15 protein-coding genes are annotated in these 17,916 nt (G+C 60.3%); 9 read left to right on the top strand and 6 right to left on the bottom strand.

Annotation, left to right across the window (positions count from 1 at the left end):
* Positions 1-35 precede the first annotated feature (35 nt).
* From RAN89_RS12150 to RAN89_RS12140, 3 genes are all read left to right on the top strand, one after another.
* Positions 36-944: an SDR family oxidoreductase gene (locus RAN89_RS12150; protein ID WP_313866552.1), complete on the top strand. Its 909-nt coding sequence runs from the start codon at positions 36-38 to the stop codon at positions 942-944.
* A 74-nt stretch (positions 945-1,018) separates the two neighbouring features.
* Positions 1,019-1,633 (top strand): methylamine utilization protein, encoded by a 615-nt coding sequence (locus RAN89_RS12145; protein ID WP_313866551.1) that lies wholly within the window; start codon positions 1,019-1,021, stop codon positions 1,631-1,633.
* Positions 1,634-1,662: 29 nt separating this feature from the next.
* Positions 1,663-3,981: a putative bifunctional diguanylate cyclase/phosphodiesterase gene (locus tag RAN89_RS12140; protein ID WP_313866550.1), complete on the top strand. Its 2,319-nt coding sequence runs from the start codon at positions 1,663-1,665 to the stop codon at positions 3,979-3,981.
* 1 nt (position 3,982) lies between these two features.
* Here RAN89_RS12140 and RAN89_RS12135 read toward each other — a convergent pair whose 3' ends face one another.
* Positions 3,983-4,936 (bottom strand): histone deacetylase family protein, encoded by a 954-nt coding sequence (locus RAN89_RS12135; RefSeq protein ID WP_313866549.1) that lies wholly within the window; start codon positions 4,934-4,936, stop codon positions 3,983-3,985.
* 137 nt (positions 4,937-5,073) lie between these two features.
* Here RAN89_RS12135 and RAN89_RS12130 point away from each other — a divergent pair, with 137 nt between their 5' ends.
* Complete coding sequence (locus RAN89_RS12130) at positions 5,074-5,235, top strand: hypothetical protein (protein WP_313866548.1); 162 nt, start codon at positions 5,074-5,076, stop codon at positions 5,233-5,235.
* A 221-nt stretch (positions 5,236-5,456) separates the two neighbouring features.
* Positions 5,457-6,617, top strand: coding sequence for an IS30 family transposase (locus RAN89_RS12125; protein WP_313866236.1), 1,161 nt, complete (start codon positions 5,457-5,459; stop codon positions 6,615-6,617).
* 748 nt (positions 6,618-7,365) lie between these two features.
* Here the strand turns inward: RAN89_RS12125 and RAN89_RS12120 are convergent.
* The 3 genes from RAN89_RS12120 to RAN89_RS12110 form a co-directional block, all read right to left on the bottom strand.
* Positions 7,366-7,779 carry a VOC family protein gene (locus RAN89_RS12120; protein ID WP_313866547.1) on the bottom strand — a complete coding sequence of 138 codons (414 nt, stop codon included), beginning with the start codon at positions 7,777-7,779 and terminating at the stop codon, positions 7,366-7,368.
* Between the two features lie 40 nt (positions 7,780-7,819).
* Positions 7,820-9,091, bottom strand: coding sequence for a class I SAM-dependent methyltransferase (locus RAN89_RS12115; RefSeq protein WP_313866546.1), 1,272 nt, complete (start codon positions 9,089-9,091; stop codon positions 7,820-7,822).
* 63 nt (positions 9,092-9,154) lie between these two features.
* Positions 9,155-9,907 carry a substrate-binding periplasmic protein gene (locus tag RAN89_RS12110; RefSeq protein ID WP_313866545.1) on the bottom strand — a complete coding sequence of 251 codons (753 nt, stop codon included), beginning with the start codon at positions 9,905-9,907 and terminating at the stop codon, positions 9,155-9,157.
* Positions 9,908-9,990: 83 nt separating this feature from the next.
* Between RAN89_RS12110 and RAN89_RS12105 the strand changes: the two genes are divergently transcribed.
* From RAN89_RS12105 to RAN89_RS12090, 4 genes are all read left to right on the top strand, one after another.
* Positions 9,991-12,432: a Tex family protein gene (locus RAN89_RS12105; protein ID WP_313866544.1), complete on the top strand. Its 2,442-nt coding sequence runs from the start codon at positions 9,991-9,993 to the stop codon at positions 12,430-12,432.
* A gap of 74 nt (positions 12,433-12,506) precedes the next feature.
* Positions 12,507-13,313 (top strand): HDOD domain-containing protein, encoded by an 807-nt coding sequence (locus RAN89_RS12100; RefSeq protein ID WP_313866543.1) that lies wholly within the window; start codon positions 12,507-12,509, stop codon positions 13,311-13,313.
* Positions 13,314-13,320: 7 nt separating this feature from the next.
* A complete protein-coding gene (locus RAN89_RS12095) occupies positions 13,321-14,484 on the top strand; it encodes a patatin-like phospholipase family protein (RefSeq protein WP_313866542.1) in 1,164 nt (387 codons plus the stop codon).
* A complete protein-coding gene (locus tag RAN89_RS12090) occupies positions 14,481-15,464 on the top strand; it encodes an alpha/beta hydrolase (protein ID WP_313866541.1) in 984 nt (327 codons plus the stop codon). The genes RAN89_RS12095 and RAN89_RS12090 overlap by 4 nt, the downstream gene beginning before the upstream one ends.
* On the opposite strand, the gene RAN89_RS12085 is transcribed toward RAN89_RS12090, so the two are convergent.
* Both RAN89_RS12085 and RAN89_RS12080 read right to left on the bottom strand, forming a co-directional pair.
* Positions 15,461-16,006, bottom strand: a complete 546-nt coding sequence (locus RAN89_RS12085; RefSeq protein WP_313869392.1) for an EAL domain-containing protein — start codon at positions 16,004-16,006, stop codon at positions 15,461-15,463. The genes RAN89_RS12090 and RAN89_RS12085 overlap by 4 nt on opposite strands.
* On the bottom strand, positions 15,888-17,873 hold the full coding sequence (locus RAN89_RS12080; RefSeq protein ID WP_313866540.1) for a diguanylate cyclase domain-containing protein: 1,986 nt from the start codon (positions 17,871-17,873) through the stop codon (positions 15,888-15,890). The genes RAN89_RS12085 and RAN89_RS12080 overlap by 119 nt, the downstream gene beginning before the upstream one ends.
* Positions 17,874-17,916 lie beyond the last annotated feature (43 nt).

Raw genomic sequence — 17,916 nt, 5'->3', positions numbered from 1 at the left:
AGCGCTGACCTATACCCATAACGAGGAGACCCCCTGTGATTCCAAACTTTCAAGGCAAAACCGCCGTACTGACCGGCGCAGGTTCCGGCTTCGGGCTGGAATGCGCTCGCATAGGCGCCCGGCTGGGTATGAACCTGGTGCTCGCCGACGTGCAGCAAGACGCGCTGGACAAGGCGGTTGCCGAAATGGAAGCCGCAGGCGCCCGGGTGCTGGGTATGCGGGTCGACGTGTCGCAGGCTGCGCAGGTGGAGGCGCTGGGTGCTGCCACGCTGCAGCGCTTTGGCGCGCCGCATCTGGTGTTCAACAACGCGGGCGTAGGAGCAGGGGGCCTGATCTGGGAGAACACCGCCCGCGACTGGGAATGGGTGCTGGGCGTCAACCTCATGGGCGTGGCCCACGGGGTGCGGGTGTTCACCCCCATGATGCTGGAGGCCGCCAAGCAGAACCCTGCTTGGCAGGGCCACATCGTCAACACCGCCAGTATGGCCGGCCTGCTGAACGCGCCCAACATGGGGGTTTACAACGTGAGCAAACACGCCGTGGTGTCGCTGAGCGAGACCCTGTACCAGGACCTGGCGCTGGTCACTGATCAGGTGTCTGCCAGTGTGCTGTGCCCCTTCTTTGTGCCGACCGGCATCAGCCAGAGCGAGCGCAACCGCCCCTCGGATGCGGCTCCAGCCCAGCTCACCCGTAGCCAGATGATCGGCCAGGCCATGACCGACAAGGCAGTGACGAGTGGCAAGGTGACTGCCGCACAGGTGGCGCAAATGGTGTTCGATGCCGTGGCTGAAGGCCGTTTCTACATCTACAGTCACCCCAAAGCCATAGGCTCCGTCCAGACCCGCATGGAAGATGTGATGCTGGCCCGCAACCCTACCGACCCGTTTGCCCACAAGCCCGAATTGGGCATAGAACTGCGAAAAGCCCTGCGAACTCCAGCCTGAAGCGCGGCAGCTTGAGGTAGAGTAATCTCCAACGCAGAGGCATCATTTTTGATGCAGCCAACTTGGAGCCATCGATGCGCTGGAAAGCCCTTACCCGCCGGTTTCTTCTACTCGCAGGCCTGGCCTCCGTGGGGCTCAGTGCTTCTGCTGCGGGCCTGCAAGTTCAGGTGCAGGACAAGAACGGCAAACCCCTGCCCAATGCGGTGGTGTTTCTGGAGTCGGCAGACGCCAAGTCGGCCTCCAAGCCCCTCAAGGGCATTGAGGTGGTGCAGGCTGCCAAGCAGTTTTCACCCGCGGTAACGGTAGTAACCACGGGCACTTCGATTCTTTTTCCCAACAACGACACGGTGCGGCACCACGTGTATTCGTTTTCGCCTGCCAAGACCTTTGATTTGAAGCTGTACGCCGGTGTACCTGCTAACCCAGTGGTGTTCGACAAGAGCGGCATCGCTGTGCTGGGCTGCAACATCCACGACAACATGGTTGCTTGGGTAGTGGTGGTGGACACGCCCTATTTCGGAAAAACCGATGCCCAGGGCCATCTCACCATCGATGCACCCGCCGGCAGCTACAAGCTGCGCACTTGGCACGCCAGCTTGCCGACCGGCGCAGCCGCCGCAGAGCAGGCCCAAACCGTCGGCGGTGGCAATGCGCCCGTCGTCATCAAACTCGCGGGGAGTGCGGCTTGATTCTGGGTAGGATTTACGACCGGTGGGGAGTGGGAACCAAATTTGTCGCGTTCTCACTGGTGCTTTTGTTGCTGATCCAGGCTGCGGTGTACGGCGTAGTGCAGGGCAGTATCAAAAGCAATGTAAGAGCCCAACTCCAACAGGAACTCGCAATCGGCGACCGGGTGTGGTGGCAGCTCATTGACCAGAACACCGAACGGTTGCGCTCGGGCGCGGATGTGGTGGCCAAAGACTTTGGTTTTCGCTCCGCCTTGGGGACGGGTGACATTGAAACCATTCGCTCCACCATGGAGAACTTTGGTGCTCGTGTGAAGGCCACGATCACTGCCTTTTACGACCCGCAGTTTGAACTCAAGACAACCGGGGCCGATATGGCGTTGGAAGACAAGCTATTGCCTGTGCTTCGCCGTGTGGCCTCCGAATTGGGTACCACAGACGCCAGCTACAAGATCGAGCTGATTGACGGAAGGCTGTACCAGTTTGTCATGGTTCCCGTCAAGGCACCGCTTACCATCGGGTGGGTGTTGATGGGCTTCGAGCTGGAGCAAGCGCAGGCAGACGCCATGTTCAAACTCTCCGGCGTACATATCGCGTTGCTAAGTGATGGCAAGCAAGTCCTGCTGACCAGTGTGTCATCGGATAACGCATCGGAACTCAAGGCGCTGAATCCTGCCACCGACCTAGAGATCGCTGGAGAAACCCTGGTCGTACAAGAGAGTGCCCCGCGGCCCCAAGTCAACGGCTTTCACACTTACGTGCTTCGTTCGCTCGATGAGGTTGTGGCGCCTTACAGAAACGTTCAACTCGCTTTGCTGCTGATCACTGCGGTTGGTCTGGCACTTTTTGCAATAGGCAGCGCCCTGCTTGCGCAGCGTGTAACCGTTCCGCTGCGCGCCTTGGCAGGCGCGGCAGAACAACTCAGTCGCGGAGACTATTCGCAGTCTTTGCCGGCCATGCGCCACCGGGACGAGGTCGGGGACTTGTCCCGCGCGTTTGACCAGATGCGCACCAGCATCCAGGGCCAGCAACACGAAATCATGCAGCTGGCTTATTGGGATCGACTGACTGGTCTGCCCAACCGCACCCAGTTTCGCGATCTCATCAAGCAATCCATTCAGGCCAGCAGCGCAGGGGGCGGCCCGGCTCATCCCGTCACCGTGATCATGCTGAACCTGGACCGCTTCAAACACGTCAACGATGTGTTGGGCTATGCCTTTGGCGACCAATTGCTCAAGGCGGTGGCAGACCGCTTGTCTACCCATATCCCTCCCGACCTCGGGACGGTGGCCCGCCTGGGTGGCGATGAATTTGCCGTCATGGTGGAAGACCAAGACGCCACCCAGGCCACCCCGATTGCACACCGCATTGCCATTGCCTTTGAGGCCCCGCTCAAGCTGGAAGACCAGACCGTCGATCTGAGCGCCGGCATCGGCCTCGCATCCTGGCCGCAGCATGCGCAGGATGTGGACATGCTACTCAGCCGTGCCGAGATTGCCATGTACGTGGCCAAACGCAAAACGACCGGCATCCAGATTTACGATCCTGCGTTGGATTCTTCGAGTACCCAGACCCTGTCCTTGCTGACCGAGCTGCGCCATGCAGTGGAAGACGGTCAGTTGCGTCTCTATTTGCAGCCCAAGCTCAACCTGTCGGACAACACGGTGATTGCTGCCGAAGCACTGGTACGCTGGCAGCACCCTGTGCGTGGCCTGGTGCCGCCCATGCAGTTCATTCCGTTTGCGGAGCAGACTGGCTTTGTCCGCCAACTCACTTTGTGGATGTTTGAAGAAGTGGCCAAAGAGTTGCCGCGCTTGCGAGCTGACGGCCGCCCCCTGCGCGTGGCTATCAACCTGTCTACCCGTGACCTGCTGGACCAGGACTTCCCGGCCAAGCTGGATGCCATGATGCTCAAGCACAACGCACCGACCAATGCCTTCTGCCTAGAAATCACCGAGAGCGCCATCATGGACGACCCGCAGCGTGCGGAGGCCACCTTGAATCGTCTCTCGGAACGTGGATTCAAACTCTCGATTGACGACTTCGGCACAGGCTATTCGTCCTTGGCCTACCTCAAGCGGCTACCAGTCAATGAACTCAAGATCGACAAATCGTTTGTGATGGGCATGGAGAACGACGAGAGCGACGCCAAGATCGTACGCTCCACCATCGATCTGGCGCACAACCTGGGCCTGAGCGTGGTGGCTGAGGGGGTAGAAAACCAGGCCATTCTGGACAAGCTGGTGGAACTGCAATGCGACGAGGCGCAGGGCTACTTCATGAGCAAGCCGATTCCGCTGCCGGACTTCATTGCCTGGCGCGCCAAACACCAGGCGTCGCAGGCCGCTTGATCTACGCGGCCACTAGCAGGCCGGCCCAGCGGCTGCGGTAGCTTGCAGCCACCCGGTACGTGTTGAGCTGCACACCCACGGTGTCTTCCAGATTCACCCCGTAGCCGCCCCCCATGGTGATGACCGCCGGAATCCGGCGCTGCCAGCACCAGTCCAGCACACGGCGGTCGCGGGCCTCCAGACCATCAGCCGTGAGCTTTAGGCGGCCCAGACGGTCGCCTTCATGCGGGTCCGCACCCGCGAGAAAAAACACCATGCCGGGGGTGAAGCGGCCTTCCAGCTCTTGCAAAGCATGCTCCAGGGTGCTCAGGTACTCCGCATCCGCGCAGCCATCGGGCAGCGGAATGTCGAGGTCGCTGTCCTCCTTGCGGAAGGGAAAGTTCTTGTCACCGTGCAGTGAAAGTGTGAACACCGATTCGTCGTGCCGGAAGATGCTGGCCGTGCCGTTGCCTTGGTGCACGTCGAGGTCAATTACCGCCACTTGCAGGGGCTGCCGGCGGCTGCCATCGGGGTGGCGGCTGCGGCCCCATTCGGCTTGCAGCACACGGGCAGCCACTGCCAAGTCGTTGAACACACAAAAGCCGCCACCCTTGTGGGCATAGGCGTGGTGTGTGCCGCCGGCAAGGTTGGCCGCCAAGCCCTCAGTCATTGCCACACGCGCCGCAGCCACGGTAGCACCCACCGAGCGCAGGGCGCGTTCGGCCATCGCCGGGCTCCAGGGGAAGCCGATTTCGCGCAGTACGGCGGGCTCAGCGGTGCCCTGAAGAATGGAATCTATGTAGGCCGGCGTATGCACCAGCGCCAGCTCGCCCTCGGTGGCAGCGGGTGCTTCTGTTAACTGGATGGACGACAGCTCTGCGGCGATGCGGTCCCGCAGCATGCGGTACTTGGCCATGGGGAAGCGGTGGCCCTCGGGCAAGGGCAAAACGAACTGGTCGGAGTAAAAGGCCTGCATGCGAGGATTGTGGCAAACCACGCCCATCCACGGGCCTTGAGGGCTATGCGTTGGGGCCTTCCATCAAGGGCTTGGAAATAGCGCCCGAAAAAATGAGAAAATACGTGTTTTCACACCAACCTCAACAGGATCGCCACATGGGCAACAAAATCTTTACCGAAGCCGACCGCAAAGCCACTCCACGTCCTACCCCTCTGGCCGGACAAAGCCTGCCCACCCCCGGACGTGGTCAGCGCGTGAGCTTGGAACGTGGTGTTGCCACACGCAGCAAGAAGAACCCCGGCAAGCGTCACCGCTAAGCCCTGCATCCGCTGGCGACCCCGCGTCGCCGCATGCAAAACAAAAAGGCCCTCTGTTGAGGGCCTTTTGCTTTTGGGGCGATGCGCTGTGAGTTAAAGAGACAGCATGACACCGATATTGCTGCGGGGTTTTTTATCTTTTTGAATGGCTGCAACAGGCGGCGGATTCAACCGGTCGATGCAACACACTAAAACCTGCGCGAGCAGAAGGAGTGTTGCAGATGAAGTATCGAACGCGAACCTACTACACAGACAGTCAGAAGGCGCTCATGTGGGAGCGCTGGAAGCAAGGGTGGACGCTGCACGAGATTGGCAAGCTATTTGATCGCCACCATGGATCGGTGCGCCAAATCCTGGCAGAGACAGGTGGAATCCGCCCACCAGAGCGTCGCCGTTCCTGTCTTGCACTGACGTTGGCAGAGCGTGAGGAGATTTCGCGTGCGGTGGTGGCTGGCTTGTCGATTCGAGCGATAGCGACGACGCTCGGACGTGCCCCTTCGACTGTCAGTCGTGAAATTAAGCGTAACGGCGGCCAAGAGAACTACCGCGCGAATCAAGCCGACCAAGCTGCATGGAATCGGGGGCATCGCCCCAAGGTCTGCAAGTTAGTGCATAACCGTGCCTTGGCTCGCATCGTGGCAATGAAGCTGCGGATGCTCTGGTCACCGGAACAGATCGCAGGCTGGCTCAAGCATACTTATCCGTGCGACGAAAGCCATCACGTGTCACACGAGACCATCTACCGCAGCCTGTTCATCCAAGCACGTGGCGCCTTGAAGAAGGAGCTTTTGGCCCATCTGAGGCGTACTCGTGGCATGCGTCGGTCTCGTCACTACACGCAGAAGACGGCAATCCACGGACAGATCATCGACGCTGTCTCGATCAGTGAGCGGCCACTCGGCGTTGAGGATCGAGCAGTACCTGGTCACTGGGAAGGGGACTTAGTCTTTGGCAGTGGCAATAGCCAGATCGCAACACTGGTTGAGCGTCAGACGCGGTACGTGATGCTAGTCAAACTCGATGGAAAAGACTCGCAAACAGTTGTCAGCGCGCTAATCAAGAACGCTCAAAAACTGCCGCAAGAGCTCTATAAGTCATTGACTTGGGACAGGGGTACGGAAATGCATGGACACAAGAAGTTCACCGTAGCCACCGACATCCAAGTCTACTTCTGCGATCCGCAAAGCCCATGGCAACGTGGAAGCAACGAGAACACGAATGGGTTGCTAAGACAGTACATGCCAAAGGGCATGAACCTCTCGGGTTTCTCTCAGGTTCAACTCAATGCAATTGCCAGACAATTGAATGAGAGGCCGCGCAAAACGCTCGGCTTCCATACACCCGCTGAAATGTTCAGCGAATGTGTTGCATCGACCGGTTGAATCCGCCGCTGGGAGCGGACTTTGGTTACTCTCTGAAGCAAACCTTCAGCAGGGTGCACCAATGGCATTGGAAGCGAAATCCAAATACTCCCAAAAAGCTGATAGCGGTCGAGAATTTGTCTATCTACTCAACTTTAGAGCGGAGCCATATTTGCCCCAGTATTGACAAAGCTAGTGATATTGGGGGAATCGCAAGTGAAAAGTGGTATGGGCCTGTCAGTACAGACGCTGCTCCAAAGAGGCAACCGACAGAAATCCATCTCGGTAGGGTCTTCCAATCACGCCCTGCATATCGACAAAGTGCAATCAATGCAATCCATCCAAACAACCCAGCCAGCGTTGCAAAATAATCTCTCAATAAATATGTCAACAACTTGAAGTTTGAGTTCGTGTATGCGCCCCAAACGTCATTAATGGGGTTGTCAACATCCCACATGACGAAGTGACTTATGAATAAGGGAATCCACCAAAAAAAGAGAAAGGCACTAACAAGCGCAGAAAGCAGGGCAATGACGGATAGCAGTATTCCTAGGATTCGCATTAGTTATTAAGTCAAAAGTTCAATATTGGTGACTGTGGGCATTGATTTGCGCAAATTGAAATAGCTTAAGCCTACCAACTGAGATGACAAGCCCAATGACCGCTCCCGCTGCAAAGCAGTCGAGGCAATGCCTAGGGACATGCAACGCCAGAATCTCAAAGTGATCGGCTGGCTGCTAAGCGGCGCTTATCGGGATTCATGTATTCATCAAGCCGCATACACCGCCTCCCAAGACACAAACCCTTTCACCTCAATCGGGTTGCCGCTTGGGTCGCGGAAAAACATGGTGGCTTGCTCGCCCGGTTCCCCCGCAAAGCGGATTTGAGGCTCCAGCACAAAGGCCACCTTGTGCTGCTTGAGACGGTCCGCCAGCGCATTCCAGTCGTCCATCAGCAGGATCACGCCCAAGTGCGGCATGGGCACCATGTGCGCGCCGACCTTGCCGGTGTTGGTGGTGTGAAAGGGCTCGCCCAGATGGAGTGAAATCTGGTGGCTGAAGAAGTCGAAGTCCACCCACGTGTCGGTGCTGCGGCCTTCGCGGCAGCCCAGCACGGTGCCGTAGAAGGCACGGGCCTCGTTCAGATTACGGACATGAAAAGCCAGATGAAACAGTGCGCGCATGGCGTCCTCACAAAACACAGTGCGGCCAATGGTAGCCGCGTTATTGCAGGGTCGCAGGTGCCACGCCCAGCCGCCACAGCGTGGTAACTTCGCGGCTGCGGGCGCGGTGCAAAGCATCCTGTACGTCGAGCGCTTTGGCGTGTTGCGGGCGGGCGTCACAGCGGCCCAGCACCACAAGGCCGGCAGCACCGATGGCATCCGCCAGCATGGTGGCGCTGCGAAGGCCCAAGCGTTCTGCCAAGTCGGAAATGATGAGCCAGCCTTCGCCGCCCTCCCGCAAGTGGGCGGGCAGCCCTGCCAAGAACGCCAGCAGCATGCGGCTGTTTTCGTCGTAAACGGCGTATTCCACAGGCGCACTCGGGCGCGCGGGCAGCCAGGGCGGGTTGCAGACCACCAAATTCGCACGGCCTGCCGGAAACATGTCGGTCTGCTGCAGGTCTATGCCCGCGGTCACCCCCAAGCGGGCAAAGTTTTCCGTGGCGCAGGCCATGGCGCGGGCGTCCTGGTCAGTAGCGACGATGTGCATGTCCTGGCGCCGGGCCAGCACTGCCGACAACACGCCCGAGCCGGTGCCTATGTCAAAGGCCACAAAGGGTAGGGCGTTGCGCACGTCCTTGCCTGACTGGGCGGGCAGAGGCGCGGCGGCCACCAAGTCGATATATTCCCCTCGCACCGGCGAGAACACGCCGTAGTGCGGGTAAATGCGGTTGTCGGGCCCGATGCCCAAAGCGGCTATTTCGACGCCGTTTTTGCGCCACTCGCTGGCGCTGCGCATGCCCAGCAGGTCGCGCAGGGAGGCGACGCTGGCCGGTTCGTCCACCGCCGCTGCGCCCCAGGCCTGGGTGCAGGCCAGCTTGGCGTCCGGCGCGCGGCGCAGGGGGATGGCGTAGACCGCATCAAACGGCAGCAGCACCATCGCCAGAATGCGGGCGCGCTGGGCTTGGGCCTGGCGGTGCAGGTGAAAGACTTGCGGGTCCATGGCTACGTCGGCGGAGGCGGGTGGCGTTTTGTTGGGTGTTACGCCGCGGTTTTTGCGCCGGGGCGGGGTGTCTATGCGGCGCTGCAGTGCTTGCAGCAGTTGGCGGGCGTTGTTGAAATCGCCGCGCCACAAGAGGGCTGTGCCGCCGCAGGCCAGCTGGTAGGCGGCGTCGGCCGTCATGGTGTCGTCGGCCAGCACGACTTTGGCCGGGGCTGCGGCGTCGCGCTCCGAGCGCCAGAGGGCGGAGCAGGGCTGGCCGTGTTCGGTCCAGTGCACAAGCGGGCGGGGGGCGGCAGAAGGCGGGGTGCCGACGCTGTGGGGGGAAGAAAGCATCGGTTTGCCGTCTGAAAGGAATGGACAGCGTTTGTAACCCAGAAAGCGCCTCTGCACGCGGCTTTATTGAAAGTTGGCGTACTTCTTCAGAATGCCGTCATAGACGCCGTTGGCCTGAATCAGCTTCAAGCCCGTGTTGAACTGGTCGCGCAGCGCGGCATCCTTGAAAACCGCTTTGCGCGGACTGAGAGGAAAGATCGGGTGAACAGTAACTGGCTTGCTGACATCGACCTTGGCATCCAGTTGGCTGGAGAGGTAATGCAGGATGCGTTTGTCACCGACGATGACATCCACCCTTTCGGTGAACAAGAGGTTGTTCTGAATGACCTGTTGCGGGTATTCCTGGTAGCGGGCATGCCGGCGGGCCACCGCTGCAAAGCGCTCACCCAAAATCATGCTGGCATTCTGGAAGGCGCCTACCGAGTAGCTGGACAAATCCTCAATCCGCTTGATGCTCAGCTTGTTCGCCGAAAGCGACATGGCAACGTTCTGGTAATTGATGTAGGGCTCCGAGAAAAAGCCGTCCCCCCCTATGCCTTCGTCCACCGTGAGCAGGATGTCAATTTGGCCGGCTCTGTGCAACATCAGCCCGCGGGCCGGTGGCAGCTGTTGGGGCCGCATGGTGAGCCCCACTGCAGCCAGCGCTTCACGCGCGATGTCCACTTCCAGGCCCGATGTGCCTCCGTCCATGACATACGGCGGCTTGTTCAGGCCCATGGCTACCGTTACCGGTTGGGCCTGTCCACGCAGCGGCAAGACAATGCCCAGTACCCCAACCAGGGCGGCCAGAACTACTCGGAGACTTTGTCTGCGCATGGGGACAGTGTAAGGCGATCGGGTGTGGCACACTCCCGCCCTTGATCGATTTCCCGTGCCGGTTTTGACCGGCTTTTTTCGCAATGCAGAAAATCATCGCGCAGATTGCGCAAGAAATCCGGGTGCGCCCCCAGCAGGTCGAGGCCGCCGTGGCCTTGTTGGATGGCGGTGCCACCGTGCCCTTCATCGCCCGCTACCGCAAAGAAGTGACGGACGGGCTGGACGATATCCAGCTGCGCGAGTTGGAAGCGCGCCTGAGCTACCTGCGCGAGCTGCGTGACCGCAAGGAAGCAGTGGTCAAAAGCATTGAAGAACAAGGCAAGCTCACACCCGCTTTGTTGGCCGCCATCGACGCAGCCGCGACCAAGCAGGAAGTGGAAGACATTTACCTGCCCTTTAAGCCCAAGCGCCGCACCAAGGGCATGATCGCCCGCGAAGCCGGCATTGAGCCGCTGGCGGACAAGCTGTTTGCCAACCCGCAGCTGGTGCCCATGGACGAGGCACAGGCCTTTGTGCTCAAGGAAAAAACCGAAGCCGGCGACGACTTCACCACCGTGCTGGCGGTGCTGGACGGCGTGCGCGACATACTGAGCGAGCGCTGGGCCGAAGATCCGGTGCTGGTACAGGACCTGCGCGAGTGGCTGTGGCAGGAGGGTCTGTTCCGCTCCAAGCTTATGGATGGCAAGGACGAGAACAACGCCGACGTGGCCAAGTTCCGCGATTACTTTGACTACGACGAACCCATTGGCCGCGTGCCCAGCCACCGTGCGCTGGCGGTGTTCCGGGGACGCTCGCTGGACATTCTTGATGCCAAGCTGGTGCTGCCCGAGCCGGTTTCTGCATCAAATCAGGCTTTAGCGCCCGCAGCATCTGCGCAAGCAGCTACAAATTCTGTAGCAAAACGACCTGCAGCGGTGGTGTCTTTGGCGGAAGGCCGCCTGGCGCTCAAGCTGGGCTGGAGCCACCAGGGCCGCCCCGCCGATGACTTGATCCGCAAGTGCGTGGCCTGGACCTGGAAGGTCAAGCTCAGCCTGTCGACTGAGCGCGACCTTTTTGCCCGTCTGCGGGAAGACGCCGAGAAGGTGGCCATCAAGGTGTTTGCTGACAACCTGCGCGACCTGTTGCTGGCAGCACCTGCCGGCCCGCGCGTGGTGATGGGTCTGGACCCCGGCATCCGCACTGGTGTGAAAGTGGCCGTGGTCGATGCCACCGGCAAGCTGGTGGACACCGCCACCGTGTTCCCCCACGAGCCACGCAAGGACTGGGAGGGCTCGCTGCACACCTTGGGCAAGCTGTGCGCCAAGCACAGCGTGAATCTGATTGCGATTGGCAACGGCACCGCCAGCCGCGAAACGGACAAGCTGGCTGCCGACCTGATCAAGCTGCTGGCCAAGATGGCCGCCCAGGCCGGCGCGCCCGAGATCAAGGTAGACAAAGTGGTGGTGAGCGAGGCAGGCGCCTCGGTGTACTCTGCCAGCGAATACGCTTCTCAAGAAATGCCCGATGTGGACGTGAGCCTGCGCGGTGCGGCCTCGATTGCCCGCCGCCTGCAAGACCCACTGGCCGAGCTTGTGAAGATCGACCCCAAGAGCATTGGCGTGGGCCAGTACCAGCACGATGTGAACCAGAGCGAACTCGCCAAGACGCTGGACGCGGTGGTGGAAGACTGTGTGAACTCGGTGGGTGTGGACCTGAACACGGCCTCCGTGCCGCTTCTGAGCCGCGTATCCGGCCTGTCCGGTACCGTGGCCAAAGCGGTAGTGCGCTGGCGCGAGTCCAACGGCGCCTTCAGCAGCCGCCAGGATTTGATGAAGGTGACCGGCCTGGGCGCCAAAACTTTTGAGCAGAGCGCAGGCTTTTTGCGCATTCGCGGTGGCAGCAACCCGCTGGACATGACAGGCGTGCACCCCGAGACCTACCCGGTGGTGGAGCAAATCATGTCCAAAACCGGCAAGCCGGTGGCCGAGATCATGGGCCGGGCAGACATGCTCAAGACCCTGAAGCCCGAGCTGTTTGCCAATGAGCAGTTTGGTGTGATCACCGTCAAAGACATCTTCACCGAGCTGGAAAAGCCCGGCCGCGACCCGCGCCCGGACTTCAAGGTGGCGCGCTTCAACGACGGCGTGGAAGACATTGCCGACCTGAAGGAGGGCATGATCTTGGAAGGCACCGTGAGCAACGTGGCCCAGTTCGGCGCCTTCATCGACTTGGGCGTGCACCAGGACGGCCTGGTGCATGTAAGCCAGCTGGCGCACAAGTTTGTGAACGATGCACGCGAGGTCGTGAAGACCGGCGACATCGTCAAAGTGCAGGTGGTGGAAGTGGATGTGGCCCGCAAGCGCATCGGCCTTACTATGAAAATAGGAGCTGCTCCCGCAGGTGCCAAGGGCGCTGGAGGCCAAAGAGCCGGTGATAACCGCTACCAGGGCCCGGCCCGTGGCGAGCGCCAGGTGGGCCGCTACCAGGACAGCGCACCGGCTGCCGGCAACGCCATGGCCGCGGCATTCGCCAAGCTCAAGCGCTGAGTCTTTGCCAGCACGCGGCGCCCTCTGCAGGCCATAATCGAGCGTCATCGTTTGTAGCTTGCGGAAGGCCCGTCATGAATCTCAGCGCCTTGCTGGAGCAGCAGTTCCATCTGCCCAGCATTCCCAAAGTGGTCGCCTTGCTGCTGAGCGAACTGGAACGCCCGGAGCCAGACCTCCACAAAATCAACCGGCTGATCAGCACCGACCCGGCGCTGACCACCCGTTTGCTGCAGCTCGCGAACTCCAGTTTTTTCCAGCAATCCGGCAAGATCAGCACCGTGTCGGAAGCTTTGGCCCTGCTGGACCTGAGCCACGTGCAGACCATGGCGCAAGCAGCCGCTGCGGCCGCGTCGCCCAAGGCCGTGCCAGGGGTGCATTTGCCGCAGTTCTGGGACTACAGCCTGAACGTGGCCAAGCTCTCGCGCTCGCTGGCCACCTTGGTGCGGCTCAACCCACAAGCCGCCTTCACAACTGGACTGATTCACGCGGTGGGCGAACTCGCCATGCACCTGGCCATGCCCGAGGTGTGCGTCATGTTGGACAACGAAGTGCCCGCCCTCGGCCTGAACCGTGCGTTTGTAGAGCGCAGTGTGCTGGGCTACTGCTATGCCAGCGTGGGCGCCGGCTATGCCCGCATGTGGCAATTCCCCAAGCCCATGGTGGACGCCATTGAGCACCAGTACGCGCCGTTTGATAACAACGTCTACGAGCCCCTGGCCGGCGTTATCCACCTGGCGGCGTGGCGCGCACGCGGCAAGGAGGCCCACTTGAACGACAAAGGCCTGGCCGTGACCTACCCCGACGCGGTAGGTGTGGCACTGGGCCTGAACATCGATATGGTGCTGCAGCAAGACCCTTTTGACTGGGCAGCCCATACCTGACTGGATCATGAAAGCACTTCGAATTTATGCGGGCCCGGTGGCCCGCGCGTCTTTGGCGGCCCACGGCCTGCAACCTCAACATGTCGCCACCATTCCCGGTGCCGCCGGTGGCCCCAAGGGGTTGATTCTGGGCGCGATGGACCGTTTTTTGTTCGGGGAATGGCTGCCTCGCTCGGACCAGGCGGTGGATCTGGTCGGTGCGTCGATTGGTGCCTGGCGCATGGCAACCGCTTGCCTGAACAACCCGGTGACTGCGTTTGAACGGCTGGAGCACGACTATATTCACCAGCATTACGAGCTGGCACCCGGCCAGAAGCGGGTGACCGCGGACCAGGTGAGCGAAACCTTCGGCCGCAGCCTGCAATCGTTTTACGGCGGGCGTATTCCCGAGGTGCTGAACCACCCACGCTACCGGCTGCATATCGTGACTTCGCGCGGACGCCACGTGTTGCACACCGAGCACGGACTGCGCACGCCACTCGGCTACCTCGGCGCCTTCCTGACCAACACCGTGCGGCGCAAAGCCATGGGTGCCTGGCTGGAGCGGGTGGTGTTTTCCAGTACGGTGGCCGGTCAGGGTAGGGCAGCGGCCTTGCCGTTTGCTACCGGTGATTACCGCACCCGCCAGGTGGCCTTGAGTGAAGGCAACTTCAACCCGGCGCTGCAAGCCAGCTGCTCGATTCCCTTTGTGCTTCGCGCCATCCAGGACATTCCGGGTGCCCCCAAAGGCGCCTATTGGGATGGCGGCATCACCGACTACCACCTGCACCTGAACTACCCCGGTGCCGGCAGCACGCAAAACGCTATCAATTCAGGAGCTTCTCGCGCACATTCCACGGGCGCCAGCGGCCAAATGAATGCCCCAAGGCTGGTGCTATACCCGCATTTCCAGAAGAGCGTGGTGCCTGGCTGGCTGGACAAAGGCTTGAAGTGGCGGCACCGCAGCAGCCCGTTTCTGGACACCATGGTCGTACTGGCGCCCAACCAGGATTGGGTAAAAACTTTACCGAACAGCAAACTACCGGACCGCACAGACTTTACGCACTACGGCAATGATCTGGATGGACGGGTGAAGGCATGGACAGCCGCCACCCGTGCCAGCCAGCAGATGGTGGACGAGTTCATCGCCTGGCTGGACAAGCCCGACATGAACCTGGTGCACCCCTTATGACTTCGCTGCGACTTCCGACTCTCGCCCTTGCTACCTGTCTCGGTTTTGGCCTTTTCAGCTTCACTGGCCCGGTGCAAGCGGGCCCCTTGCTGGACCGTATCAAACAGCACCTCGTGGAGCGGCGCGAGGCCATGGGCAAGGGAGCGTCCGAAGAGGCCTTGGAGAACCCGGACGGAATCACCATCAGCGACAGCCGCCTGAAGGTGCTGCGCGACGTCCCTTATGGCAACGACCCCAAGCAAAAAATGGATGTGTACTTGCCGGACAACCCGGCAGGCGGACCTGCGCCGGTCATCTTCATGGTGCACGGCGGCGGCTGGCGTACCGGCGACAAGCGCCACAGCAATGTAGTGGACAACAAAGCGGGACGCTGGGTGCCCAAAGGCTTTGTGCTGGTGTCGGTGAACAACCGGCTGTTGCCAGAGGCCGATCCCCTGGACCAGGTCCGCGATGTGGCCCGGGCCCTGGCCAATGCGCAATCCAGAGCGCCGGCCTGGGGCGCCGACCCCAAACAGTTTGTGCTGATGGGGCACTCTGCCGGTGCGCATCTGATTGCCCTGCTTTCTTCCTCCTCCAACTACGGCCCCCAAGCGGGCGCACAGCCCTGGCTGGGGTCTGTGCTGCTGGACAGTGCGGCGCTGGATATCGCTCCCATCATGCAGGAGCGCCACTTCAAGCTCTATGACGCGGCCTTCGGGACGGACCCGGAATTCTGGAAAGCGGCCTCGCCCTTGCAGCAACTCCACGCGGCGGCCAAGCCCATGCTGGCGGTATGTTCCACCCGGCGCGAAGATTCCTGCGCCCAAGCCAAAGCCTTCAGCGCGCATGCCACCACGCTGGGCGTGCGGGTACAGGTATCAGGGCATGACCTGAGCCACGGGGACATCAACAAGGAACTGGGCCTTGCCAGTAGCTATACCGAGGGAGTCGAAGTGTTCATGGGCACTCTCTCTCCACAGATTGCGCAGCGGTTGCGCTAGGTTTTAACGGCGAGGTACCGGGCGGCCCATTCCAGGACGGTGTCTGCAGGCATGGGTTTGGCGATGCCATAGCCCTGTCCCAGTTCACACCCCAGGGACAACAACTTTTCGGCTTGCGCGGAGTTTTCCACCCCTTCAGCGATCACAGCGCGATCGAATGCCCGAGCCAGTCCCACAATGGCGCTGACAAGGGTGCTGTCTTCAGGATCGGTAAGAATGCCATCGACAAACATGCGGTCAATTTTGATGGTCTCGGCCGGCAGCCGCTTCAGATAGGAGAGGGACGAGAAACCGGTGCCGAAGTCGTCCAGCGCGAAACTGACGCCCAATGCCTGGCACTCTCGCATCATCTGCCGCATCTGCTGGACATCTTGCAGGGCTGCCGACTCCAGGATTTCGAGTTCCAGCTGCTGAACCGGAGCATCAGGGTACTTCTGGAACAGGGCGCGCAGTGCGTCCACAAAGTCCGGACGATGGAAATGTCGAGCCGCGATATTGACGCTGATGACCCAGTGCTGGCCCGCGGCAACCCATTCCTGCAGCTGGAGCAAGGCCTGCTCCATCACCCAATGGCCTGTTCTCGACGATGAGATCTGTGTTCTCAATGAGTGGGAGAAAGGTATTGGGACCGAGCAGGCCATCTTGCGGATGTTGCCAACGCAACAGAGCCTCAAAACCGATGATCTTTCCGGTTCGCATATTCACCTTGGGCTGGTAGAACAAGCGGAACTCTTCGTCAAGCAGTGCCTGGCCGATTCTGGATACACGGTTGAAGGTGGTCTGGACTTCTTCATCCAGCCGCGCATCAAAGAAGTGCAATCCACCACGACCAGCCTGCTTGGCCTGATACATGGCTTGATCCGCGTGGCGAAGCAATGTGTCAGGACTGGCCTTGTCTTGGGGATACAGCGCAACGCCTGCGCTGGCCGTGCAACTGACAGTAACTTCATCAATCTCATAGGGTTGCGCAAGCCTGTCCAACAACACCCGGATCCTGGCGTCCAGCTCTGGGCTAGCCGCTGCACTGCCGCGCAGCAGGACAACGAACTCGTCGCCCCCCAGTCGGGCGATGTCACTGCTGTCGTCTACCAAGCTGCGCAAGCGCAAGCCGACTTCTTTGAGGAGCCGGTCGCCCACCCATTGCCCATGGAATTCATTGATACGTTGGAAGTCATCGAGATCCAGCAAACAGACGGCCAAAGATTGGCCGGCTTCGCGGGTCTGGAAAATGGCATGGGTGAGACGCTCCGCCAAGGCTGTCCGGTTGTTAAGCCCTGTAAGAGCGTCATGCCGGGCTTGCCAGGAAATTTTCTTTTGCAGTTCCTGGGTCTCGGTCACATCACGGAACACCAGTACGCAACCGGATACGTTGCCACCGTTTTGGCGTATGGGGGAGGCGGTGAACTCAATGGCGTAGCGCTCACCCGAGCGATGCACCAGCAATTGGTTGAGCGCATGGACCGGCGCATGGACCTGATGCAGCCGGTTGACCTGCAAGCCCTGTGGCAAGGGCTGGGAGCCGTGGTCGAGGCGAAAAATGGACGACAGGGGGAGCCCCAAGGCCTGATCAAGGATATGACCCGTCAGGTATTGGGCGGCTTCGTTCATGCTTTCAATGCGACCGTCAGCGTCAGTCGTAATGACCCCATCTGCGATGGATGACAGGGTGACGAGTGCCCTCTCTTTTTCTGCCTGCAGCGCTGCTTGGGCATTTTTGCGATCTGTGATGTCAACCAGCGCGCCTATAGTTCCCGCTTGGGTTCCGTCTCTCAATGTAAAAGGTGCCCGGAAATACGCCATGTCCCGAACCTGATGTTCATCCACTTGGATTTGAATCTCGTGGTCTTCCCTCGGAACCGCCTCTTTTCGAAAAAGGTTTTGCCCTCTTGGAAAATTGGCAAAGTCACTGCGCAGACGTCCACCGACCACGGTACCGGATGAGAGGTTAAAGAAATCCTCCCAGGCTTTATTGACCCCCAGGCAGGTACCATCCTGGCCGCGCACAAATACTGGCAAGGGCAGGGCATTGATGAACTGGTGGGTGAAATGCACCTGTTCGCTGTGTTCTGATTTGCTTTGCTGAAGTGAGAGCACCAGTCTTTGGATCTCTGCGGCCATGGCATTGAATGTTTTGGCGACTGCACGCATCTCCAGCGTACCTGTTTCCTCCATGCGAGCATCAAGCGCCCCGGAACGCAGGGCATTGGTCGCAAGATTCAGGCGGTGCAGCAAGCGCGCATTCACGCGCAATAGCAAGGTCAGCAGGGTGAATACAGTGACGATGATCAAAGCTGACACAGGCAACTGTCGCATGACGGTATGCCAGCCCTGCTCCAACGCGTGGTCAGCGCGCATCTCAACGTGCAGTGTTGCAAGCGATCCATCAGGTGCTTGCAAATCGAATTGCATGCGAACCGGAGGCAAGGTCGCCAAGGAGGCAAACCACGCAGGC

The organism is Rhodoferax mekongensis (assembly GCF_032191775.1).
Lineage (GTDB): Bacteria > Pseudomonadota > Gammaproteobacteria > Burkholderiales > Burkholderiaceae_C > Allorhodoferax > Allorhodoferax mekongensis.
The sequence above is the reverse complement of the archived record's forward strand: the minus strand, read 5'-3'. Positions and strand labels throughout refer to the sequence as shown.